The sequence below is a fragment of the Gracilimonas halophila genome (genome assembly GCF_042684365.1).
Lineage (GTDB): Bacteria > Bacteroidota > Rhodothermia > Balneolales > Balneolaceae > Gracilimonas > Gracilimonas halophila.
Genome location: NZ_JBHULI010000025.1, coordinates 111,374 through 136,845, shown reverse-complemented (window position 1 = coordinate 136,845; position 25,472 = coordinate 111,374). Strand labels below are relative to the sequence as shown.

Below are 25,472 nucleotides of genomic sequence, written 5' to 3'. Positions count from 1 at the left end.
AATGATTTAAAGAAATAAATGTAAGGAGATTCATGAATACACAGATCAAAGCACATTGGTTAGGTCACTCAGCTTTTAAGCTGGAAAGCCAAAGCGGAAAAATAATCTATATAGACCCTTTTCTGAAGGATAATCCCGCTACCCCCGATGAGCTTAAAGAAGTTGATAAAGCCGATTATATCCTGCTCACGCACGGACATGAAGATCACGTGGGCGATACGGTGGAGATCGCAAAAAAGACCGGGGCTAAAGTTGTTGGAATTTTAGAGCTTGTAGGTTTGCTGCAAGAAGAAGGCTTGCCGGAAGATCAAGCCGTCGGATTTAATAAAGGCGGAACCGTTCACTTTGATGATTTTTCTGTTACCCTCGTTTCTGCCAACCACAGTTCATCCTATAAAGGAAAATATGCGGGCGATCCCGGCGGACTCGTTATCTCATTTGAAGATGATATTTGTGTATACCATATGGGTGACACTAATATATTCGCTGATCTCGAATTATACGGAGAACTGTACGCACCCCATGTGGTACTTGCCCCAACCGGAGATCATTTCACAATGGGGCCGGAGGAAGCTGCTTATGCTGTGGATATGATAGGCTGCGAAATTGCCGTTCCATGTCATTACGGAACATGGCCACCCATAGACAGTGACCCGAATGAATTCAAAGAAATTCTTGAAGATATTTCTGACACCAAAGTCATCATTCCTGAAAAAGGAGCAAATTTTATGGAATGAGATCAAATATATCTCCCTCCCAAAGCCACAGATCTGAAATAGGGTTTGTGGCTTTTTTATTTGGCTCATGCTATAATGCGTCCAAGGACCTGAAATCCTTAACCTCACCCCCTAACCTCGTTCCCAACCACCCGGTTGGGAATGCCGGACAGGACCTCCCGGTCCAACTGAAGAAAAATTACAAATGTATATCGTTACCGTTAGCACGTAGAATTTTTAAAAACAGGAGTTGCTAATTTTATAATTATACCCGTTCATTAACTCAAAATCCTTTAACCTATTGGTCTTAATCTAGGCTTCACTCAAACCAAAACATCGAAATGAAATACACTACTATTCATTTAGGTACTAATAAAATTGAGCTCTATAACTCACTGCTTGGAAAGGAAACGGTAAAAGTTAACGGGGAAACCGTTTCCTCAAAATACTCCATGCTGGGAGCCGAACATGTGTTTACCATTAATGAGGAAGGGCAGGAAGTGAACTGCACCGTTCAATTTGGCTTTGGAATGAATGGTATTGTATTTGATCTGCATAAAGCCGGTCAGCCGGTTATTGGATCCGAAAAAAGCGGATGTCTGGGATTGGTTCTCATGATGGTCATTATTTTTACAATTACTGTTGCATTCGCTCTTCTCAGTTAATTCAATCCCTAACCTTATCCACTTCTTCCAAATTGGAAATTGCGCCCGGTTGTTTCTGGTACATTAGGGGAAACAGACACCATATCTGCCCCAAAAGGCACTCAAGCTAATATTAATACCCGGAAATTATTGAGGTTCAAAAAAATTTTGTAGTATAAGTCGGACTACTCATCAATCCGAGGTTTTTCGTTCTTACCCATAATTAAAACTGACTATTATGAAATTGAAACATTTTCCACTCGTCTTACTTTTCTTTGTGCTTTGTATGCCGGTTGCTGTTTTCGGGCAGACATCCGTTTCAGAAGTCAACTACAACGCCCTGGAACTGCGTAATATCGGTCCTGCATTTAATGGCGGCCGAATAGCCGATATTGATATTCATCCCGATAATGAAAATATCTGGTATGTGGCCGTTGGATCCGGAAATGTCTGGAAAACAACCAATGCCGGAACAACCTGGGAGCCGATCTTTGACAACGAAGGTTCCTATTCCATCGGATCGGTTACCATAGACCCCAATAACCCTAATATCATTTGGGTTGGTACCGGTGAAGATGTAGGTGGACGTCACGTAGGTTTTGGGGACGGAATCTATAAAAGTACAGATGCCGGTAATAGCTGGACCAATATGGGACTCGAAAACTCTGAACACCTTTCCAATGTCATAGTTCACCCTGAAAACTCAGACATTGTTTGGGTTGCTGCCGAAGGCCCGCTATGGAGTAGCGGAGGCGAGCGTGGTTTATATAAAACCACAGATGGCGGTGAAAACTGGACAAATGTTCTCAGCGGAAATGAATGGACCGGCGTAACAGATATTCTTATAGACCCAAGAGACCCTGACGTGCTTTACGCTGCAACCTGGCAACGGCATCGTACTGTAGCGGCTTATATGGGTGGCGGACCCGGTTCCGGTATTCATAAAAGTACGGATGGCGGTGAAAACTGGGAAGAACTTACGAGGGGATTACCAAGTTCCAATATGGGAAAGATCGGTTTAGCTATCTCTCCTCAGAACCCTGATATCGTTTATGCTGCCATTGAACTAGACCGAAGAACCGGCGGTTTGTATATGTCAGATGATCGCGGTGAATCCTGGAAGAAAATGTCAGATGCCGTTTCAGGTGGTACCGGACCACATTATTATCAGGAACTTTATGCTTCACCTCATAATTTCGGGCAGATCATTTTGGTAAGCAACTATACGCTCATCTCTGATGATCACGGGGCTAACTTCAGAACCATCAACAATAACAATAAGCATGTAGATGACCATGCTATAGCCTTTAAAGAAAGTGATCCCGATTATATTATGATCGGTACCGATGGGGGATTGTATGAGAGTTTTGACTTTATGGATTCATGGCGCTTTTTCGGAAACATGCCCATCATGCAGTACTACAAAGTTTCCGTAGATAACGCCAAACCGTTTTACTACGTTTACGGAGGAACTCAGGACAATGGTTCTAACGGTGGCCCTTCAAGAACAACCGATGATGAAGGAATCAGAAACCGTGACTTCTTCAAAACCCTTGGTGCTGACGGACATGACTCTGCAACGGAACCCGGAAACCCTAATATCGTTTATGGAGAATTCCAACAGGGTGCCTTACACCGCGTTGATCGAATAACCGGAGAATCTGTATTCATTCAACCCCAGGCCGGTGAAGGTGAAGAGCACGAAAGGTTTAATTGGGACGCCCCTATTGAAGTAAGTCCACATAACCCGACCCGTATATATTTTGCCTCTTATCGAGTTTGGAGAACCGATGACAGGGGCGACAGCTGGACTCCGATCTCCGGTGATCTGACCCGGGATCAGGAGCGCATCACTTTGCCTATCATGGGTAAGCAGAAAAGCTGGGATAATCCCTGGGATATCAGCGCAATGTCGAATTACAATACCATAACATCCCTGGCAGAATCTCCCCTTCAAGAAGGTCTGATCTATGCAGGAACAGATGATGGATTGTTACAAGTAACAGAAGACGGTGGAGATAACTGGCGCAGGATCGAATTAGGTGACATCAGAGGTATCCCTGAAACGGCCTTCGTAAATGATATCAAAGCAGACTTATTTGATGCCAATACGGTTTATGTTGTTATGGATAATCACAAGTATGGCGATTTCACACCGTACATTATAAAAAGTACGAATCGCGGACAAAGCTGGACCAATATATCCAGTAGCCTACCCGAACGCCATGTAGTATGGAGGATCGTTCAGGATCATGTTGATGAAGACCTGCTATTTGCAGCCACGGAATTCGGCATATTCTTTACCGTTGACGGTGGAAACAAATGGGTACAACTAAAAGGCGGAGCGCCTACAATTTCATTCCGTGATATCACCATACAGCGGGAACAGGAAGACTTGGTGGGAGCATCTTTCGGAAGAGGTTTTTTCATACTCGACGATTATACTCCACTCCGGGAAATAAATAGCGAAACCCTGGCAAAAGACGGTGTACTCTTCCCAACACGGGATGCCTTATGGTATATGCCTACGGGCAAAGTTGATTCGCAGGGTGATACCGATTACGTAGCGGATAACCCACCTTTTGGTGCCGTATTCACCTATTACCTGAAGGAAGATCATCTTTCTAAAGAGGCGCAGCGACAACAGCGGGAGCGTCAGTTAGATGATAATGAAGATGTACCTTTTCCAGGTTGGGATGCACTCGATGAGGAGATCGCAGCCGAAGATCCTTTTGTACAAATAACCATTAAAGATGAAAACGGTACGGTCATCAACAGAGTGAAAGGGCCTGCCAAGAAAGGAATTCATCGTGTGAATTGGGAATTACGTCATGCTTCAAAAAATATGATCACTCTTGAGTCTGCCGGTAGCGGTGGATGGTTCAGTGACGCCTTCCCTGTAATACCCGGAACATACACTGCCAGTATGGCGATCGTTGATAACGGTGAGACCCGCGAGCTTTCAGAACCTATCAGTTTCGATGTAGTACCATTATTTGATGGCGCTCTTGAGAGAAAACCAAATGAACTCCGGCAGGAATTCATGCACAACCTGATCGCTTTTCAACAGGATCTTACTGCTACATCCAATGAATTAGCCGAGCAAATGGATCGTATCGAGGCCATGAGAACTGCTTTATCTCGGGCCGAAAGTGAAGATCCGGCATTAAGGGAACGTCTGCACAATGCCCGCATGAAGTTGCTGGAGTTTGATAAAGCCATGAGCGGAAGTGAGGCTAAAGGACAAGTTGGGGAGAAAAATCCTCCTACTCCTTCACAGCGAATGTATGTTGGTTTCCGTACTTTAAGTACAACCTATGGCCCAACTCAAACCCACATAGAAACCGTTGAGGCAGGTAAAAATGAACTTGAAGCCATCAAGCAGAATATCGATGCGTTCATTGGCTCCGAAATGCCACAACTGCAACGTGCCCTGGAAGCCATCGGAGCTCCTCCTATTGAAAATTAAAAATGCTATAATTAGCATAGGTTTTAAAGGAGAAGTGCTTTTGTACTTCTCCTTTTTTATTTCCCAATCTTTCTTCTCTTCGTAACAAAGTTTTCGAGTAAGCGTAATAGCGATCGTTGGACATATAATCAAAACGGTCAATAATTACATGAAAAATCTACGCTACTTTATCCCCACTATGCTGTTAGCCGTACTGTTAATCGGAACTACTGCATGCAACAACGGCGACGAACAAGAAAATAATAACGAAGATGAGAATCTGGTAATACCCGTTGAAGTCAGCAACGTTAGCCGTGGTGATATCTCAGCTTATTATGCCAATACTGCCACACTCGATGCCGAACAAGAGGCAACAGTGGTTTCAAAAGTCCGGGGTATTGTTAATGAAATTTATGTAGAAGAAGGTGATGAGGTGAAAGCCGGGCAGGTGATCGCCAAGATCGAGGATGAACAATATGAAATTGAAGCAGCCCGTGCCAAAGCTACCCTCGACCGTCTCAAAAATGAATTTCAGCGAAACAAGGAGCTTTTCGATAAAAATCTGATCGCAGCTGAGACTTTCCAGAATTCCCAATACGAATATGAATCCCAAAAAGCCGCGTATGATCTGGCGATGCTCAACCTGGAATACACTTCCATAAAGTCTCCAATCAGTGGTGTAGTATCTGAACGATTTGTCAAGCGCGGAAATATGATCGGAACAGATGAGCAGGTTTTCAGAGTTACAGATTTCAGTCCGCTCCAGGCTATCCTATATGTACCCGAGCACGAAATGGCTAAGATCAGAAAAGATCAGCGAACTGAGCTTCGTGTGGATGCCCTTCCGAATCAAACGTTTATGGGGCATGTAGAGCGCATAAGTCCGGTAGTGGATTCAGAGACAGGGACTTTCAAAGTCACTGTATTTGTAGATGAAACTAAAGACATGCTCCGACCCGGAATGTTCGGTCGTGTCAAGATCGTATATGATACGCGGAAGAATACCCGCATGATCCCAAAATCTGCAGTTATGTCTGAAGATTTGGCACAAAGCGTTTATGTGATCCGGGATTCACTCGCATTCAGAAAGCAGATCCAGACTGGCTATACCAATGGACTGAATGTGGAAGTGATCAACGGACTTGAAGACGGCGAGATCGTTGTCACGATTGGTCAGGGTAGCCTGCAAGACAGTTCAAAAGTAAACATCATAAATCTGTAAGCAGGATTTTCCATGAAAATTATTGATCTTTCTATACGCAGAAAAGTAACCATCGCCATGTTTACGGTGGGGATTTTACTATTCGGTATCGTTTCTCTCTCTCGCCTGAATGTAAACCTGCTTCCGGAACTGAGCTATCCAACACTCACTATACGGACTGAATTTCAAGGCGCAGCTCCTATTGAAGTGGAGAACCTGATCACCAAGCCGGTTGAGGAAGCTGTGGGGGTGGTCAAAGGAGTACAGCAGGTTCGATCCATCTCCCGTGCCGGACAATCAGATGTAGTGCTCGAATTTGAATGGGGCACTGATATGAATATCGCCAACCTTGATGTGATGTCCAAGCTGGATGCCGTTCAACTTCCTCTTGAGGCTGAAAAGCCCGTCACTTTACGCTTCGACCCCACTCTCGACCCTATTATGCGCTACGCGTTATTCTATGATGATCAGGCTACTGAGAACACGAATGATGATGCTTCCGTCAATTACGCCTCTTACGATAATCTCTCCAGTCCTGATGCTATTTCTCGCCTTAAAGGGCTTCGGGTATTAGCCGATGAGCAACTCAAAAAGAATTTGGAATCTTCACTTGGGGTGGCCTCGGTCAAGATCAGTGGGGGACTCGAAGAAGAGATCCAGGTGAATATCGATCAGCGCCGACTTTCCTACCTGAATATCCCTATCGAAAATGTGACACAAATTTTAAGTGCTGAAAACGTCAATCTCTCCGGTGGGCGACTGGAAGAAGGGTCTCAGCAATACCTTGTCCGAACACTGAATGAATTTAAGACCGTAGACCAGATAAGGAATGTGGTGATCGGCAGAAATGGTAATAATACGATTTATTTGAAGGATGTAGCTGAAGTAGAACAAGCCTACAAAGAGCGAGAAGCTATCACTCGATTAAACGGTTCCGAAGCCGTTGAGATCGCTATTTACAAAGAAGGCGATGCCAATACTGTGGCCACCGCCGAAGCTGTTGAAGCCCGGATGAGTGAGATCAGAGATATTCTTCCCGAGGAAATGAGCATGGTCAAAGTCTATGATCAATCTGTGTTTATTGCGTCTGCTGTAAATGAAGTGAAAAATGCGGGAATCATCGGAGGTATCTTAGCGGTGCTCGTTCTGTACCTGTTCCTAAGAAACTTCTGGACTACCGTAATTATCTCGGTTTCTATCCCTGTTTCTATTATCGCTACCTTTAATTTGATGTATGGAAATGACATCTCGCTGAACATCATGTCGTTGGGTGGAATAGCCCTTGGAATCGGGATGTTGGTGGATAATTCCATCGTAGTACTTGAAAATATTGCGCGCCATAAAGAGATGGGTAAAGGGATCATTGAATCTGCACGTGAAGGGGCCAGAGAAGTAGGGATGGCCGTTGTAGCTTCCACCCTTACCACCATTGCCGTTTTCTTTCCATTGGTATTTGTACAAGGAATAGCCGGTCAGCTTTTCCGTGATCAGGCATTGACGGTGACTTTCTCTTTACTTGCATCACTTGTAGTTGCTATTACACTGATTCCCATGATGTCATCCATTGGCGGCTCAAAAATTAAAGCTGAACCGTTACAGCTGAAAGAGCCTAAAACAAAATTCGGACGAGGATTACGAGCCATTCGAATGTTCCTTTTCTATACCATCCCAACCGCTATTACAAAAGCAGTAAAATTTCTCTTGAAATGGATATCCAGAGGAACAAAAGCATTATTCTCCCCCCTGGTGTATGTTTTTGACAGATCTTATCGTGTGATCGAAGACGTATATACAAATATGCTGCGGTGGGCGCTTGATCATAGATTCATCGTATTGGCTTCCGCTGTTCTGATCTTTTCAGGTTCTGTTGCTTTGGTCCCGCGTATCGGTGTTGAGTTGATCCCACAACTTTCTCAGGGTGAATTTTCAGTTGAATTCAAACTCCCTCCAGGTACACCTATTGAGAAAACCGATGCAGCTCTGAGGGCTGTTCAAACTTCAGCACGAGATCATGATCATATTCAGACTACTTTTGCCGTGGCAGGGACAGGAAACCGAATGGACGCCAACCCTGATGAAGGCGGTGAGAACTGGGGAGAGATGAATGTAACATTATCCTCCGGTTCTTCAGCAAATGAAGAAGAAATTGCAATGGACAAACTCCGGTCTTCTCTCAGCCAAGTTCCGGGATTACAGTATAAATTCGAAAGACCGTCCCTTTTCTCCTTTACTACTCCTATTGAAATTGAGATCAGTGGTTTCGATCTGGACAAACTTAAACAAGCCGGAGATGCTGTTGCCAGAACACTGTCTTCAAACAATCGCTTTGCTGATGTAAAAAGCACCATGGAAACCGGAAGCCCTGAAATTCAGATCATCTTTGATCGTGACAAAGCCGCTTCTCTTGGGCTACAGGTTCATGAAGTAGCTGACCGAATTGTAAGCAATGTTCGAGGTGATATTGCTACCCGGTATTCCTGGAGAGACCGCAAGATCGACGTATTGGTAAGAGCACGCCAGGCCGACCGGACTTCCATTGATGAAATCCAGCGACTGATAGTTAATCCAAACAGTGAGCGGCCGATTCCCTTAAGTGCTATTGCCGAAGTACAAATAGCCAACGGGCCCGGAGAAATCCGGCGTGTCGCTCAGCAGCGTGTAGCTCTGGTTTCTGCTAACCTGAATTATGGTGACCTTGGTGAAGCTGCCGAGGAAGTTGAACAAGCCCTGGCGGGGATCACCTTGCCATCAGGAATATTTGCAGAGATCGCAGGTCAGAATGAAGAGATGTCGGAGTCGTTCCGCTCCCTGATGTTTGCTCTTGGGTTAGCCATATTCCTGGTTTACCTGGTAATGGCTTCACAGTTTGAATCCCTGCTCCACCCCTTTATTATCTTATTCACTATTCCGCTGGCCCTTGTTGGAGCAATATTGGCATTGTTTCTCACAGGAACCACCATTAGCGTGGTTGTATTTATCGGATTGATATTACTGATAGGTATCGTAGTTAATAATGCCATCATCCTTATTGATATCATTAATCAAATGCGTATGAAAGGCATGGAAAAGCTGGAAGCTATCAGAGAAGGCGGAAAATCACGTCTGCGTCCGATCCTTATGACCACTCTGACGACCACGCTGGGACTGCTTCCTTTAGCCATTGGCTTTGGAGATGGTGCTGAACTTCGTGCTCCCATGGGAATCACCGTTATTGGCGGATTGCTGGTTTCAACCTTGCTTACCCTCCTTGTAATTCCCGTCATGTACGCTATCCTCGACCGTAAGAATTACTCGGTTCAACCCGAAACTGAATTAGCTTAACTCATCACCATGAATATTACCGAATTTTCCCTGCGCCGACCGGTAACCACACTCATGGTTTTTGTGAGTATGCTGGTTGTCGGATTGATCGCCACCCGAATGGTACCTATGGAATTCATGCCAAATATCACCTTTCCGGGTGCATTTGTGCAGATCCCTTATCCTAATTCTACCCCTGCTGAGGTAAATGAGAACATCGCCCGGCCAATAGAAGAAGTATTTGCGACCATTAGCGGAGTGGAACAGATCAACTCCAATTCCGGAGAGAATAACGCCGGGGTGATGATCACTTTTAAACAAGGTAATGACATTGACCTTAAGGCCATCGAGATCAAAGAAAAGATCGAGAGTATCCGGCATCAGCTTCCCGATGATTTTGAGTATTACCAGATATTTAAGTTTCGGGATGGCGCCAATGCCACCCTTCAGCTTCGGATCTCAAGTAACCGTGATCTTTCTGATGCTTATGAATTGCTTAACCGTAATATCCAGCAGCGTATCGAACGAATTCCCGGAGTTGGACAGGTAGAACTTTACGGAGTTGAGAAAAAGGAGATCAGAATTGAACTGGATCCGGATCGGCTCACACAATACAATATTGACCTGAACCAATTAAGCAACAGACTCAGACAATCAAATTTTTCTATTTCAGCAGGTAAGATCACTGATTCAGGTATGCGGTATATGGTTCGCCCGATCGGTGACCTGAGTACCACTGAGGAGATCGAAGAACTCATAATAGCTGAAAACAACATCCGTGTTAAAGACATCGCTCAGGTTAAATATACAACACCTAAACGCGACTATGCCCGCCATTTGGACATGAAATACGCCATCGGGCTCGATATCACTAAAGAATCAACCGCCAACTCGGTGGAAGTTGTGAATGAGGTATTGGCTGAAATTGAGGAGATCAATGAACTTCCGGAGATGCAGGGGATTGAGATCTATGAAATGTTCAATGAAGCGGACGGGATCTTAAGTTCACTCCGGGAGCTATTCAATGCGGGTATGATCGGGGCGTTGCTGTCTATCATCGTGCTTTACATATTCTTGCGTCAGATCAGCACCACTTTGATCGTTGCTACAGCGGTTCCCTTTTCCCTTATCGTAACGCTCGGCTTCTTCTTCTTCCTCGATATTTCCCTGAATATTTTATCTATGATGGGTTTAATGCTTGCTATAGGTATGCTTGTGGATAATGCCGTTGTAGTAACAGAAAACATTCATCGTTATCAGCGAATGGGATACAGTGCGTGGAAATCTGCTGTTTTTGGAGCTAAGGAAGTTTCTATTGCCGTTACTGCCGGTACCTTGACATCTATCATTGTATTCCTTCCAAACGTAGTCAATGAAAGCTTCATCTCACAACATATGTTCTACATTGGAATGGCGATCATTATTGCGTTGCTGGCCTCACTGGTGATCTCACTTACAGTGATCCCGCTGCTGGCGTCCAAGATCAAACCGCCTGAAGAAACCGATAAAAAAACCATCATTGACAAATTCTCTGTTAAATATGCCAATTTACTGGAATGGTTTCTGGAGCGACGAAAAACCTCTGTAGTTTTCATAACCTTACTCTTTCTCAGTGGCATCATCCCCGCTTCGTTCATGTCCATTGATATGTTTCCCAGAGTGGAAGAACGTCAGCTGCGACTACAATACAATCTTAACGCTTCCTACACCCTTGAAACAGTCAAAGAGTCCGTAGACAGGATCGAGCAATACCTTTATGAGAATCAGGAGAACTTCGAGATCGAATCTGTTTATACCTTTTATACTCCTGATTATGCTGAATCGACACTGAACTTAGTACCCGATGAGAATGCCAAAAAGTCTGTTACACAGATCAAGGAAGAGGTTCAAGAATTTTTACCCCAAATTGCCATTGGCCGGCCGGCCTTTGAGTATATCAGTCGTAACAGTGCTGAGCAGGTTCGGGTCTTTGTGCAGGGTGAATCCATGGAAACACTTGAGGAGCTTGCCGAGCAGGTTGAATGGCGGTTAGGTCAGCTCGAAGGGTTCGCTGATGTCCGCTCTGAGGCTGAAACCGGCAGTGATGAAATTCAGCTTACCGTCGATCATGACCGTGCCCGAAATTTTGGGCTTACCTCTTCTGCTGTAGCGCAGATGGTATCTCGTTCACTGCGCGGACAAACCGTACAGCGTATTCGTGGCACTGATGGCGAGGTGGATGTGGTCCTTGCTTTTCAGGATGTGAATCGCCAAACACTTGATGACCTCAAAAACCTTCCAATCTCCATAGGAGAACAAACTGTGAAGTTGGCATCTCTGGCTGAATTTGAACAAAGCCAGGGTGCGGGACGCATCTTCCGTGAAAACCGCAGAACTTCACTGGGCATCGCCATTAATCTGGAAGATCTTACCCCTGATGAGGCACGTGATGAGATCTCAAAGGTTATGGATCAGATCGCCTACCCCACCGGATATTCCTGGAGCTATGGACGCAGTTTTGGCATGGGAGATGATGTTGCCACTACCATGTTATTCAATATCTTCATCGCTTTTTTTCTGATCTATCTGATCATGGCATCACTGTTTGAATCACTTTTATACCCTACCAGTGTGCTCTCATGTATTTTCTTTGGAGTGGTTGGAATCTTCTGGTTTTTCTTTCTTACCAATACCACTTTTGACTTGATGGCTTTCATTGGAATTCTCATCCTGATGGGAATCGTGGTAAACAATGGGATCGTATTGATAGACCATATCAATCATTTGAGGGGAGAAGGCCTGTCGCGAAGAGATGCTGTAATACAAGGTGGTCGCGACCGTATACGCCCTATCCTTATGACGGCAGCCACCACAGTTTTAGGATTGATCCCGCTTTGTATCGGAACTACTCAGATTGGCGGAAGCGGTCCTCCCTACTTTCCTATGGCTCGAGCTATTGTTGGTGGGCTCACGTTCTCAACCATTGTAACATTACTGGTTCTTCCATCCATTTATGTGATACTGGATGATATTAGAATATGGGGAACGAGGATATTACATAATGCCCGGTAGTTCACACTTTTCCCTAAGTGTCATAAAGGCCGGTTTTAACTTGAAGTCGTTACACAGCAAGTCCCCGGCCTTTAACAAAGATCTTTACAAAGGTTATTGACTATCCAATGCGTTTTGCATTTGTTCCCATTCTGATACTATTTCTTTAAGACTATCCGATAGTTCATCAAACCGAATATAAGCATCATCTCCGGGTCGTTGATCAGCAGAAGTAGTCATGTAGTACAGATACTCCATCTGATCTATAAGAACCGGCTTCTGGTAACTCCCTACTTCGGAAGTGACAAGGCGAGCGAATAACTCATTCACCTTTTCAAGTGACGCTGTACGACCTGCACCCTCTTGCGTAAGGAGTTTATTTCGGAGAGTGTCTATTTGAGCAGCCACTTTTTCTGCCTTCCCAATGGCATCACGGATCTTAAGATTCAATTCCTGTTGTGCCTCCAGGTCTTCTTTAGTTATACCAACGTATGAGAGACGGGTATCCATTATGAGTTTGAATTCTTTTGTCTCACTCCAATCACCGGCCGACACACGAACCTGGTAATCTCCAGGCGGAACCATTGGGCCTCTGTAGGGTCCAAAATAATTACTTCCATCAGCGGAAACAGTGGTGCTACCGGGGTGTCGCATATTCCAGATGTACCTATTATGTCCCTCCTGAACATCAATAGAATCAGGCTCTCCAATGTTAGCTAAACTTTCAAAAGAGGAAGTATTACTGGACGGCTGTTTCCGTTCTATATTGGCTAAACTTCCTATAAAACGACGGATAACTGTTCCATCTTCTTTCAAGATATCAATTGTGATGTCTTCATTGGAGGAATCTGAAAGATAGAAATCGATCATAACACCGGCCTCCAAATATTGAGGCACAGAAGATCCCCCGCCTCCTCGATAACGCATACGGTACGTATCACGAGGCTCATAAAGATAATGTTCATTGAGAGCCATTTCAGCATCATATTGATACAGTGGAGTTAGATTATCGAGAATCCAAAAACTGCGGCCCATTGTGGATACTACCAGATCTTCATCCTTTATTTTAATATCTGTTATGGTTGTCTGTGGAAGACCTTGTTTCAATTGCTGCCATTGCTTGCCATCATCAATTGAAAAATATAGACCCCAGTCAGTCCCGGCATATAACATTCCTTTACGATTGGGATCTTCTCGAACTACTCGAACCGGTTTGTCAGCAGGGATGCCGTTACCATCTGTTATTAAAGTCCAGCTTTTTCCGAAATCAGTTGTACGGTAGATATAAGGTTTAAAATCATCAAGAAGCCTGCGCTGTACAGCAACATATGCAGTTCCCGGAGTATGAGGAGATGGATCAATTCCATCTACACGTCCATTGGGTGGCAATCCTTCAGGAGTTACGTCGGTCCAACTTTCACCGCCATTAGTTGTTACATGTACCGGACCATCATTGGCACCGGTCCAAATTAAATCCTTATTGTGGGGAGATACCTGAACTACATATAACGTACTATAGTGCTCTTCCCCTGTAATATCTCTATTTATGGGAGTACCGGATGTTACCTGAAACTCATCCTTGAATGCCGTCAGGTCCGGGCTGATCTGCTCCCAACTTTGCCCGCCGTTTGTAGTACGGTGAACATACTGTGATGCATTATAGACAACACTTGAGTCATGTGGAGAAATCTCAATAGGAACTACCCGCTGGAATCTATACTTCAGGTATTTAGGGTTCTGTCCATACATATTTTGCGCTCCAACATAGTAATTTCTTTCCTGACCTGTAATAGTACTGTACTGGCCGAACCGACCTTTACAATTAGAGAAAACAGTTGAGGGATTATTTGGTTGAGGGACTGCAGGACCTGTTTCACAGCCGCCGGCTGTATTCCAAAGTCCTTGTGCGTTTTCAGCACTTTCTGCCGGAGGCAAGCTGGGCAATGATATAGTTGTGTTATCTTGCTGCCCTGCATACAGCCAGTATGGTACCTGATTATCTACATAGATCTGATAAAGTTCTGCAGTGGGTTGGTTAAGCTGGGTAGACCATGTTTTTCCTCCATCAAGGGTTACAGTAGCGCCTCCATCATTCCCTTGTACCTGTATTCTGGGATTATCGGGATTGATCCACAGATCGTGAACATCTGCATGAGTTACAGGGCGTCTTTCAAATGTTTTCCCTCCATCAGTTGATACCCAGTACCGCACATTGCCTACATAAACCACATCGGGATTTTTAGGATGAGCAGTAACATTAGTAAAATAAAATGGACGACTCATAATATCCTCCTTACTGGAAGTTTGTTCCCAGCTTTCCCCACGGTCATTTGAGCGATATAATCCTTGCTGCTCACCGGGAGCTTCTACCAAAAGATATATCCTGTCCGGATCAGCAGGGGTAACAGCCAGATCCATTTTACCGGTAAGCCCATCAGGAAGACCATTTTCAAGCTTAGTCCAGTTATCACCTCCATCGGTGGATTTATAGAGTCCATTCTCTTTATCTGCGCCGCTTATTATTGTCCACGGTTTTCGTTCACCGCGCCACATTGCAGCATAAATTTCATCCGGATTTTCGGTATTTAGCTCAAGATCAATGGCACCTGTCGAGTCGGAAGTAAACAATACATTTTCCCATGTTTCACCCCCGTTCTTAGAACGAAAGACGCCTCGTTGCTCATTTTTACCGAAGGGGTGCCCTAATGCTGCAACATATACCAAATCTGGATTTTCAGGATGTGCTTTGACGGCCCCAATCTGTCCACTTTCTTCCAGACCCAGGTTTTTCCATGTATCCCCTGCATCGGTAGACTTATATATTCCACGTCCAATAGTCACATTGGCACGAATACCATCACTTCCTGTACCTACATAAATAATGCTTGTATCCGATTCTGTTACTTCAATAGATCCGATTGATGTACTCTTGAAGTCTGCTCCATCAGTTATATTTGTCCAGTCCGCCCCGTAGTTTGTAGTTCTCCAAACTCCACCAGCGCCAGCAGCTCCCATATAAAACGTATAGGGATGAGCTTGGTGCCCTTCCACTGCAGTTACTCTTCCACCTCTTGTGGGTCCCACCGATCTGAATTCCATATTGCTATAAAAAGCTGTATCAATTTCAGATGAAGAGGAGATGTCTTGGGCATACAGTTGCTGAGGCAGCATACACAATGTTAACAGAACAACTGCAATTAAGGCAAAAAAGGTTTTAACGAGTTTCATAAGCATTTACTAAAATTATTTTTCAAGTCCCACTATTCCTGTGACTAATAAAGTGTTCACTGAATCCATCATTTTTATAGTGACCCTATAACTAATTGGTATTCAACAAATAATCCAAATATGATTTAGCACCCTATTAATCTGAACTTAATTTTGATCACAAAAAACAATTTTTTTCAACTATGCTACTTTATATCAATTTTTTAATCACTTTTACATTAAGATGGAATTCGTTAAGGAACCCAAAGAAATGAATAATGAAGGACTCAGTCGTTCACCATTATTGAATCTCAAAATACATTGAGTGAAAGTTATGGGACTTATATTTGGCCTTTTGTCAACAAGCATGTATCCTGTCATGAAACTAAAGTTCACATGAACAAAGAAACCACCAAATATTCAGAGTCCTTTAAGATCCGAGCCAGCGAGGTAGATCAAAACGGAAGAGCAACCTTGCCTGCAATTTGTTCACTTTTCCAGGAAGTAGCTGGAAATCATGCTTTAAAACTAAGCTTTGACATCACCCAGCTTCACGAACAAAACCTGACCTGGGTATTACACCGTATGGATATCAAGATCAACCGATTTCCTGAGTGGCGGGAAACGGTTACCATTGAAACATGGCCGGCAGCAGGAGACGCTTTACGAGCGTACAGGGATTACAGAATTTTAGATAGGGATGGAAATGAAATTGGCTGTTGCCTGAGCTATTGGATGATGATCAATATTAAGACGCGCCGGCCTAACAGAATGCCCAAAGAAGTTCTTGAGCTCCGACTTTCAGAAATTGACCATGTATTGCCGGTCAAAACATCCCGAATGAAGCCCTTCGATGATGAAGGTAATGCTATCAAAAGTTATATTAAGGTCAGGAGATCAGACCTTGATATGAATGATCACGTAAACAATGCCCGTTATGTTGAATGGATGCTGGAAACTTTTGATAATGAAAAAGTGAATATCAACCAAATTGATATAATGTTCCTGCAGGAAAGCAGAGCAGGAGACAGTATTACCTCCGAACGAAGAGATCTATCCGATTCATATCAACATCAACTTAAAGACCAGGATGGTAAAATCCTGGCTTTAGCTGAATGCCGATAACATTTGTATTTATCTTTTAATCATTTATCCCATTCCGGGGCAAAATCGGGGTCTATTATCCTTGTCGATTTATCAAGGTCATCGATGGCATAAAAATCATCATCCTCCAGGGCAAAGTCATATACATCTATATTTTCCTTTAGGTGTTCTTCAGATGAAGCTTTAGGAATAGCCACCACTTGCTCTTGCTCTATCAGCCAACGCAATGCGATCTGAGCTGGAGATTTCCCATACTTTTCTCCCAATTCTTTCAGTAAGGGCTCCTCCATCACTTTAGCCTGAGCCAGTGGAGAATAAGCTGTAAAAAGCAGGTCATGCTCAGCGGTATAATCAAGCAGATCAAATTGACTTAGAAAAGGATGGTATTCAACCTGATTACAAAAGATCGGTGCCGCAAGCTCCTCATTGAGTTCTTTCAGCATTTTTAACGGGAAGTTGGCAACGCCAATATTAAGCGCCTTCCCCTGATCACGTAAGGAAAGGAAAGCTTCCAGTGTCTTTTCAACATCAACATCAGGGTTTGGCCAATGTATAAGAAGCAGATCAACATAAGGTGTATCAAGCTCCCTGAGGGAATTTTCGGCAACTTTTAAAACATCTTCTTTCTCAAGATGGGTATGCCAGATCTTGGTAGTAAGGAAGATCTCTTCCCGATCAATATGTGATCTTTTTATTGCCTCCCCTACTTCTCTTTCATTTTTATAGCTTTGTGCAGTATCAATATGACGATAGCCGAGATTGAGCGCTAACTTAATGGTATTTTCGCCTTCTCTGCCAATTAACCGGTTTGTTCCTAATCCGATTTCGGGCACTTCCACCCCTTGAATTGTTTTAAATTGCATGATAGGTATTGAGTAGTATCCTTTATTTGATTTATAGGTTTCTATTTGAAATAACTGATATCACACGAAATGTGTTCATTATTTTACTAATGTCATTTTTCGGGTCATAACATTATTTCCTACTTCCAACTGGTAAATATACATTCCGCTGGGTTTGTCAGTAGCATCCCACTCAAATTGTTGCTGTCCTGCCGAAAGTGTACCGTCTACTATAACAGCCACCGGCTGGCCTACAATGTTAAAAACCGACAATCGTACTTCTTGTGACTGTGGTAAATAAAATGAGATCGTTGTAACCGGGTTGAAAGGATTGGGATAATTTTGGTGAAGTTCAACCTGTCGAGGCTTATCATTTAATTCTTCTACATTCTGATTTGAAATTTGTGAGGGAGCAATCTTCAATACGAATCGTTCATCTGCTCTGTGTTGAGTTTTTGAGAATCTATTTATCTCTTCTCCTGAACTTATCGTTTTCGTGAACTCATGTTCTATTGTCACTGAAAAATTTCGCCTTAGATCATATTCCTTATCTGTTTTTTGGTCTACAAGTATAATACTCCACTCAGAAGGAATTTGCTCCCATTTAGTTACAGAAAATGTAAAGTTTCCGGCTTCATAACTGCTAAAATGAATTGGAAGTTCTATTTGCCGGCCTATCCCTGAGAAAAGAGTGAGCTGATTATAAAAGTCTGCTCCTTCCCTAAAAGAAAAATTTAAGTATGGTTGATCAGGCAAATACAACTCGGGATAGGAATTAAGATCTTTGCTCCGCTCAGAGTTTACCCCATCAGTAAGGTGGATCTGTATCTCTTCCTCTTCAGACTGGGTCTTCAGTGTGAGCTCAAATCCTCCTCCATATGTTTCATCACGCACGTCCTGAGCTGATGATAAACTCTCCTCAAATTCATCTTTATTAAAAGTGAGATAGGTAACCGGAGTTTCAGACTCGAGCATTAGTATGAAAGGTGATTTAGATGGTATGCTTTCCTGCACTTCCAGTTTTTCGAACTCTATTGCTCCTGAAGTGTTTTGCCTGACGGAATAAATATGATCACTGACCGGTAATTCGGGATATTCTTTTTTTATCAAATCAACTAAACCAGAAACCGATATTGATCTATCAAGATCATTATAGGCTAAGTTCAACCCTTCAATTCCATCTACTGTTTCATTCCTATCTGTATCTGTCGCTGAAACCGTAAAATTAAGTACTTCAGCAGGTGCTGACTTATTCTTTAAAGATATATGATTACTCAGTGATTGCATTTCATCTGTATCAAAAAAACCTAATACCACCTGTTCTTTAGCAGGTGCATCACTAATGGCCTGAAATCCTTGCATTTCTTCATTCCAGCTGTAAAATGCCTTTCCGGAAAACTCTGTATTAAATTCATTACCACCTGTTAAAAACTTCCAGCCTGAATTCTGAATTCTAAGGGTAGTAACATTTTGACTCGTCCTGTTTGAAAGGGTACCAGACTGCATATTTTGACCGGACTCACGTAGAACAAGATCATTTCTCGTCGATTCTCTGCCTTCATTATTTCGGAGTTGCAAATAATTTACCTGATGAACAACTCTGCCCGTAGAGTTCTGAAGCGTTAATACGCCTCCATCACTATTCAGCATTTTTCTCCTTGATTCAGAACTAAATACTTTAGCTACTTCATCAGTTAGTTCTAATTCGGAAGCGTCAACCCATTTCAACGTTTCTTTTGGTAATAAAACAGCATTTTCGGGAAATTCAAATGTGAGATTATTACCGGAGAGCATCCAGCCTTCCATCGATACTATGCCATCTTGCCGGTTTTGAATCTCTATGTATCCGGATCTATCGATACTGTTAGCAACTCTTGAAATGATTACCTCAGGTTGCTCATTGTCTTCTATCAGCAGATTATGGGTCAAAAAATCTCCATAATTACCGGCTGAAAGATTATTCAGTGTAAAAATACCGGTTTCAAGTCCTTCATATATTTCATCGTCTGAAATTGGTACTTCCACCGCATAGGTAAAATCCCCAACCAATCCCGTAAAATTTATCCTCTTAGAACTAAACTCGTTGAGATCAGTCTTGTTCACAATACTGCGCAGTGAATCAAATTCTACATCCACAGAAATACGTGAACCATCATGTTCATAGACAGCTATATGTAAAACAGCTATTGAATCTCCTTCATTGATCTCCGAAATACTTTTATCAAACTGAATGACAGGAGGAGACATCAAATTGAATGATGTGCCGAAGTCTGGAAATGAATTTTGATTGTTTCCTCTCCAATTCTGAGGGTTACCAACCATCGATAATAACATATTCTTGGTACCGCTTGCCCCATTCCTTAAATAATATTGCTGATTCCGTTCTTCACCCAGACTAAGTAAAGCATGAGAGTTCTCACTTAAGCTTAATGGAATATCAGAACCCTCATCGGATTGAGCTTCCCTATTCCAAACTTGACCTTTACCCCATCCCATCCCAAATATAAACCGATGAACCGTTTCCTCCTTCTGATATACCAAAACACTATGCGAGTCTCCTCTAAAATTCAGTGCGCCAATTTTCGAAAAGCGGGGATCATCTTCACTATTAACATGAATATTTGTTCCTGCTGAAATTGACTCATTGAATGTCAGCCTAAGTTCATTTCCATCTAACAAACCTTCGGACCGGTCCCATCTTGCGTCTGAAAAATAAACAGATGTACCTCTTTCAATATCGATAAGTGGAATAAAATCGAAAGACTGTGTATCAACGTTAGCAGATACAACGACTACATCTCCCGGAAGTAATACAGATTGAGCTTCAACCTGCATTCCAAAAAAGGAGCACAAAACAATAAGGGCGATATGTAGTTTTTGCTGAAGTTTGTTAGACAGTAACTTTTGAGCCATAGGCACCTATGTTACACTGATAGTGTTCACCTCAATTAACATATTTTCGGGCATAAAGGCATATAAAATTTCCTGATTCTCCAAATTCTAATCATCAAGATGAGCATCACCCAGCATACCCTCTGATGATGCAACAGCAACTGAAACTGCTGCGTCACCGGTGACATTTACCATGGTCCGGAACATATCCAGTATTCTGTCGACCCCAAGTATCAATGCTATACCGGCCGTTGGTACCTGCACCGATTCCAGAACGATCACAAGCATAATAATACCTGCACCCGGTACTCCCGCTGCTCCTATTGAGGCTGCTGTGGCTGTAATAACAATAGTAAGCTGCTGCAGCAGCGTAAGATCCATCCCCAAAGCCTGAGCAATAAATACTGCTGCCACTGCCTGATAAAGACTGGTTCCATCCATATTGACAGTAGCTCCTATGGGGAGTACAAAGCTGGCAACTTCTTCTTTTACGCCCAGATTTTTCTCAACCCGCTCCATGGTAACCGGTAAGGTTGCTGCACTAGAGCTGGTACTGAAACCAAGCAACATGGCCGGCTGAATGGCTCTGAAAAACGTGGTTAGCTTCATATTGCTCGTAGCTTTAAACAAAGTAGCATAGACCACAAATACGTGTATGGTCAGGCCGATCAAAACCGCGAGGCAATACCACCCTAATGCATACAGTAATTCAAGTGCTTTCCCAAGATCATCCCCCGCAAGGTCAATAAGCAAAGAGGCCATCAAGGCAAATACACCATATGGAGCTGTTAGCATGATAAGCTCAACAATGCGTATGATCACATCATTAAATGCATCGAAGAAATTGGTTAGGGTTTCCGCTTTTTTACCTCCTATCTGAATGATGCCTATACCAAGCAAAATGGCAACAAATACCACTTGAAGCATATTGGAATTATCCGAGGCTGCATCAAAAAAGTTTTCGGGCACAATATTCACAAAGAAATCGAGCGGGCCGCGTTCCATGACTTCCTTGGCTGTCTCACTACGGTCATCCAGGTTCTCACTGTATGTGGCCTGAAGTTGTTCACGGGTTTCGACCGGCAGTGATTTCCCCGGTTTCATAATATTTACAGTCGCTAAACCTATACTAATAGCGAATACAGTGGTTATGGCATAAATTATTACGGTCTTTCCTCCCATTCTCGAGAGCTGTGTTGTATCGTTGAGACTTGTAACACCTGTAACTAAAGAGACCAACACAAGTGGAACGGCAATTAAAACCAATAACTTAATAAAAATAGTACCGATCGGTTTTATATAATCGATAGTAAATTCATTGAGCCCTACAAAGTTTGCTACCAAGCCCCAGATAAGCCCAAGTACCAATCCGATTATAATTTGCCAGTGTAACTTTTTATACCATTTCATACGCCAATAATTAAGGTTAAAATCAAACTTATTAATGAGGCCGTTCCGGCGGAGGCCCAGTTTACAAAATTGTTACTCACATGTGCATTCACATTTCCATTTGAAGAACCGAAAGAAAATGAATAATCCTGATTTTGAAACAGGGCGCCAAGGTAAGAATCCAAAATACAACCTAAAAATCCTATTGAAGAGATCAACCCTATAGCGGCTAAACTGCTTGATGGAGAGAAAAACCCGTACAATAAAGCAATAAAGAAAGCCCCAAATATTGCTGCTAATGTTCCCCAAAAGCTAATTCCACCTTCAGTTCCGGGCGTTACTTTTTTCCAGGTGGTGATGAGACGGGTTTTACCTTTAATACGTTTATCCCCGATCTCTGTGGCCCATGTATCTGATGTTGAGACTGAAATAGCTGTAATTGCTGCGATCATAAAAGCATGAGTACCTGAAAGGAACCAGATGATGATCCATAATGCGAACCAAAACCCATTTGACCAAACCTGCTTTCCATCCCTTCTAAAACTTTTCTCCAAAAAACCCTCTTTCGAAATGTAGCGGTCTGAAACAACCGAACCTGAAATGAAAAAACCTAAAACTACCGCAGCGCCGGTAAATCCTCCAAGTCCATAAGCTATGCTCCCAAAAATACCGGCAGATACAGCACCATCAATGGTAAGCCAATTTATTATGAAAGCAAGAGTACAGACAATAGCAGCAAGACCGATACCGATCAGAATTCGTTGGTGGTCTTGCGCATCTCCAGACAATATGAAAATGAATACAAGGGCTAAAGTAAAAAAGATATTTACCCAGCGGTCTAGCACAATATCAGCTTGAAGCTACTTCTTTTTCATCGTCCCGGTCATGTTTCATGATGGCAAATACCACTAATACATATCCGGCCATGATCAATATTGGAGAGATGAACAGGGAGATAAAGCCACTTACTTCGTTTTCAAGGTACATGGCAGTAAATCCGGCAAAGATCAAAAATATAGCAAGCCCGATCATTTTATAATTGTAGGCTGAAAAAAACATAGGTTGTTTATCTGCCATATTACCCTTTCGTTTTGCCATGTTCTTTTAGTTAACTTTACTAATATTTGGATTGAAACGCTTTGCAAAGTTATTTAATTATCTGCTAAACCCAAAAGTACAAAAATATAGAATGAACCGAGTTGTATTGGCTTCTAAAAGTCCAAGAAGAAAGAAATTATTAGAACAAATTGGCCTTTCTTTTAAGGTTTCTCCAAGCAATGCAGAAGAGCTCAGTTCGCAATCTGACCCTGCTCTTTTGGTTGAAGAATTAGCCTTGCTGAAAGCTGAGGATGTAAGTGCCGGACATCCCGAATGTTTTATCATAGGCGCTGATACTGTTGTGGTTCATCAGAATGAGATCATTGGCAAGCCTAAGGATAAAGAGGATGCTTTTGAGATCCTATCCTCTTTAAGTAACTCTACCCATTCTGTTTTTACAGGAGTAGCTTTTGTTAAAAGTGATAAAAACGGACATATTGTGAGCAAAAATACTTTTCATGAACAAACAAAAGTAACTTTCAGCACGTTAGGGGAAGTGGATATTAAAAACTACATAGAAACCGGAAATCCAATGGACAAAGCAGGCGCATATGGCATTCAGGATGATCTTGGAGCTTTGTTTGTAGAAAAAATAGAAGGTGGCTACTATAACGTCGTCGGCTTCCCTCTGAACCGATTTTACCGGGAACTGAAATTATTTGTCCCCGAATTGACTTTAATACCTCATAATTTATGAAATTCAGGAAATTACTTATTGGGGCTTTTGCCGTTCTGATCTTCACTACCGCGGCATTTGCACAAAACAGTCGTCAGTTCCAGCTGGCAGTGCAATTGATGCAACAGCAAGAGTATGCTGAAGCCCTTCCCATACTTCTGAAATTGAATGAGGATAACCCTGAGATCTATCCCATAGCTGACCGCCTTATCGATTGCTACATTCAACTCAAGCAATATGATGAAGCGCTTGAAATCACTCACCAATATGCTGAAAACAACGAACTCGCAAGACAGGTAACCGTCAGAACGGGGGAACTATATCATTATAAAGGAGAAGAAGAACGGGCGTTGGAGATCTGGGAAACTAATCTCGAGGAGAACCCAAACGACCTTCAATTATATATGAATACTGCTCGAGTTATGACCACCCGAAGAGAATATTTATCTGCTGTGGATATTTATAAACAGGCTCGAGTTCAGTTCCAGAATAATAGAATTTTCTTTGGAGATATTGCCAATGCATATATGCAAGCCGGTGAATATGAACTCGCTATTGAGGAATGGCTTGCTTTACTGGAAGATTCCCCCGGCCAGATCTCTTTTATTCAAAGAAGTTTACTCAGATATAATGACCCGATTCTCTATGACATCACTATTGTTGAGTTAAATGACAGGCTGGCTGATATGTCTGTTTCAGCCCCCCTATTTCAAACCTTTTATCAACTTCAGGTTTGGTTACTGCAGGAGAATAAACTTTACAGAAGAGCTCTTGCTACTGCCAAAGAATATGAGGATCGTACAAATTCATTTAATTACTCCTTATTCAATTTAGGCCGACAACTCATCCGAAATAACGAATTTGAATTAGCTCAACAAGCATTCACCTATTACACCGATAATGCATATGGGGAAGTAAAATGGCGCGGACTTGAAGAGTTATCCAACACCTATTCAAGCTGGGCTAAATTCATTGATGACTACAACCTTGATTTCAGCAATCAAAAAGACAGCTTATATCAGCTTGCCACTGTTATGCTCGATTCCATTGAACAAGAAACCAATATTTACAGCGGTATGGAAAGGGTACAACTGAAACGAGCTGAATTAGCACTCGACCATGTTTTCGATCTTGATAAAGCCGAGGCTGCTTTAAGAAAGCTAAAATCCATTCCGGGTTCCGCAGAGACCCCGGAGGCCTCCTACATTGAGGGCCGAATCTATCTATCTAAGAAAGAATATGCACAGGCTCGTATCAATTTAACCAGGGCCAACAAAAAAGCTGATATAGGTGAAATAGCAGAACGATCCAGATACTTCCTTGCCCTTACCGACTTCTACTCAGGTGATTATGAGTTCGCCAACATTCAGCTAAAGTCACTCGGCCGAAATAATACCTCTTATTATGCCAATGACGCCATTGAACTGAGGCTTTGGTTGCAGGAGGGGCAGTCAGCGGATACGACGGGTGAAAATTTAGAGCGGTTTGCAGATGCCGTTTTTAAATTTAATAACGGAGCTTCCAAAGAAAGTACTCAATTATTTCTGTCGTTGATAAACGACCCGGCCGTCTATACCATGAAAGACGATGCTATTTTATTTTATGTCCGCTCCACACACATTCCAGATACTCAAAAACTAATTCAGCTTAGCAATTTTCTGGCGATAAACACTAATACCCCCATCATGGAAAAACTGATGTGGGAACAAGCCAAATTAGCGGAACAAGTTAACATCAATATTGCTATTCAGGAATGTGAAAATTCAGAAGATTGCTTTTTTGACAATAGTTCAGGTGGATCAGGTTCAAAAACATATGTGTCAGCAAGAGAAATTTATGAAGAACTGATCCTGAAATATCCGCAGGGTTTTTATGCTCCTTATGCAAGAGAACGGTTAACTAAATTAGCAAACCAAAATTCCTGA

The 25,472-nt window shown here is 42.7% G+C and carries 15 protein-coding genes; 9 read left to right on the top strand and 6 right to left on the bottom strand.

Going from position 1 to position 25,472, the window contains the following annotated elements:
* The first annotated feature begins 32 nt into the window (after window positions 1-32).
* The 6 genes from ACFSVN_RS11435 to ACFSVN_RS11410 all read left to right on the top strand — a co-directional run bounded on the left by ACFSVN_RS11435 (window position 33) and on the right by ACFSVN_RS11410 (window position 12,360).
* Window positions 33-737 carry a metal-dependent hydrolase gene (locus tag ACFSVN_RS11435; protein ID WP_390302711.1) on the top strand — a complete coding sequence of 235 codons (705 nt, stop codon included), beginning with the start codon at window positions 33-35 and terminating at the stop codon, window positions 735-737.
* A gap of 320 nt (window positions 738-1,057) precedes the next feature.
* Complete coding sequence (locus ACFSVN_RS11430) at window positions 1,058-1,381, top strand: hypothetical protein (protein ID WP_390302708.1); 324 nt, start codon at window positions 1,058-1,060, stop codon at window positions 1,379-1,381.
* A gap of 217 nt (window positions 1,382-1,598) precedes the next feature.
* The gene (locus tag ACFSVN_RS11425; protein ID WP_390302705.1) at window positions 1,599-4,829 is read left to right on the top strand and encodes a WD40/YVTN/BNR-like repeat-containing protein; all 3,231 of its coding nucleotides are present in this window, start codon (window positions 1,599-1,601) and stop codon (window positions 4,827-4,829) included.
* Between the two features lie 148 nt (window positions 4,830-4,977).
* Complete coding sequence (locus ACFSVN_RS11420) at window positions 4,978-6,030, top strand: efflux RND transporter periplasmic adaptor subunit (protein ID WP_390302702.1); 1,053 nt, start codon at window positions 4,978-4,980, stop codon at window positions 6,028-6,030.
* 12 nt (window positions 6,031-6,042) lie between these two features.
* Window positions 6,043-9,330, top strand: coding sequence for an efflux RND transporter permease subunit (locus ACFSVN_RS11415; protein ID WP_390302699.1), 3,288 nt, complete (start codon window positions 6,043-6,045; stop codon window positions 9,328-9,330).
* A 9-nt stretch (window positions 9,331-9,339) separates the two neighbouring features.
* Window positions 9,340-12,360 (top strand): efflux RND transporter permease subunit, encoded by a 3,021-nt coding sequence (locus ACFSVN_RS11410; protein ID WP_390302696.1) that lies wholly within the window; start codon window positions 9,340-9,342, stop codon window positions 12,358-12,360.
* A 93-nt stretch (window positions 12,361-12,453) separates the two neighbouring features.
* On the opposite strand, the gene ACFSVN_RS11405 is transcribed toward ACFSVN_RS11410, so the two are convergent.
* Entirely contained in the window at window positions 12,454-15,567 is a 3,114-nt protein-coding gene (locus tag ACFSVN_RS11405) for a WD40/YVTN/BNR-like repeat-containing protein (RefSeq protein WP_390302693.1), read from the bottom strand.
* 375 nt (window positions 15,568-15,942) lie between these two features.
* Between ACFSVN_RS11405 and ACFSVN_RS11400 the strand changes: the two genes are divergently transcribed.
* On the top strand, window positions 15,943-16,671 hold the full coding sequence (locus ACFSVN_RS11400; protein ID WP_390302690.1) for an acyl-[acyl-carrier-protein] thioesterase: 729 nt from the start codon (window positions 15,943-15,945) through the stop codon (window positions 16,669-16,671).
* 20 nt (window positions 16,672-16,691) lie between these two features.
* Here the strand turns inward: ACFSVN_RS11400 and ACFSVN_RS11395 are convergent, their stop codons facing one another.
* The 5 genes from ACFSVN_RS11395 to ACFSVN_RS11375 all read right to left on the bottom strand — a co-directional run bounded on the left by ACFSVN_RS11395 (window position 16,692) and on the right by ACFSVN_RS11375 (window position 22,871).
* Window positions 16,692-17,513 (bottom strand): aldo/keto reductase, encoded by an 822-nt coding sequence (locus ACFSVN_RS11395; protein WP_390302687.1) that lies wholly within the window; start codon window positions 17,511-17,513, stop codon window positions 16,692-16,694.
* A gap of 78 nt (window positions 17,514-17,591) precedes the next feature.
* Entirely contained in the window at window positions 17,592-20,405 is a 2,814-nt protein-coding gene (locus ACFSVN_RS11390) for a T9SS type A sorting domain-containing protein (protein ID WP_390302684.1), read from the bottom strand.
* An 87-nt stretch (window positions 20,406-20,492) separates the two neighbouring features.
* Complete coding sequence (locus tag ACFSVN_RS11385; RefSeq protein WP_390302681.1) at window positions 20,493-21,794, bottom strand: dicarboxylate/amino acid:cation symporter; 1,302 nt, start codon at window positions 21,792-21,794, stop codon at window positions 20,493-20,495.
* Window positions 21,791-22,618: a DUF92 domain-containing protein gene (locus ACFSVN_RS11380; RefSeq protein WP_390302678.1), complete on the bottom strand. Its 828-nt coding sequence runs from the start codon at window positions 22,616-22,618 to the stop codon at window positions 21,791-21,793. Before ACFSVN_RS11380 ends, ACFSVN_RS11385 begins: the two co-directional genes overlap by 4 nt.
* A 4-nt stretch (window positions 22,619-22,622) precedes the next feature.
* Window positions 22,623-22,871: a hypothetical protein gene (locus ACFSVN_RS11375; protein ID WP_390302675.1), complete on the bottom strand. Its 249-nt coding sequence runs from the start codon at window positions 22,869-22,871 to the stop codon at window positions 22,623-22,625.
* 91 nt (window positions 22,872-22,962) lie between these two features.
* Here ACFSVN_RS11375 and ACFSVN_RS11370 point away from each other — a divergent pair, with 91 nt between their 5' ends.
* Both ACFSVN_RS11370 and ACFSVN_RS11365 read left to right on the top strand, forming a co-directional pair.
* The gene (locus ACFSVN_RS11370) at window positions 22,963-23,568 is read left to right on the top strand and encodes a Maf family protein (RefSeq protein ID WP_390302672.1); all 606 of its coding nucleotides are present in this window, start codon (window positions 22,963-22,965) and stop codon (window positions 23,566-23,568) included.
* Entirely contained in the window at window positions 23,565-25,472 is a 1,908-nt protein-coding gene (locus ACFSVN_RS11365; RefSeq protein WP_390302669.1) for a tetratricopeptide repeat protein, read from the top strand. The genes ACFSVN_RS11370 and ACFSVN_RS11365 overlap by 4 nt, the downstream gene beginning before the upstream one ends.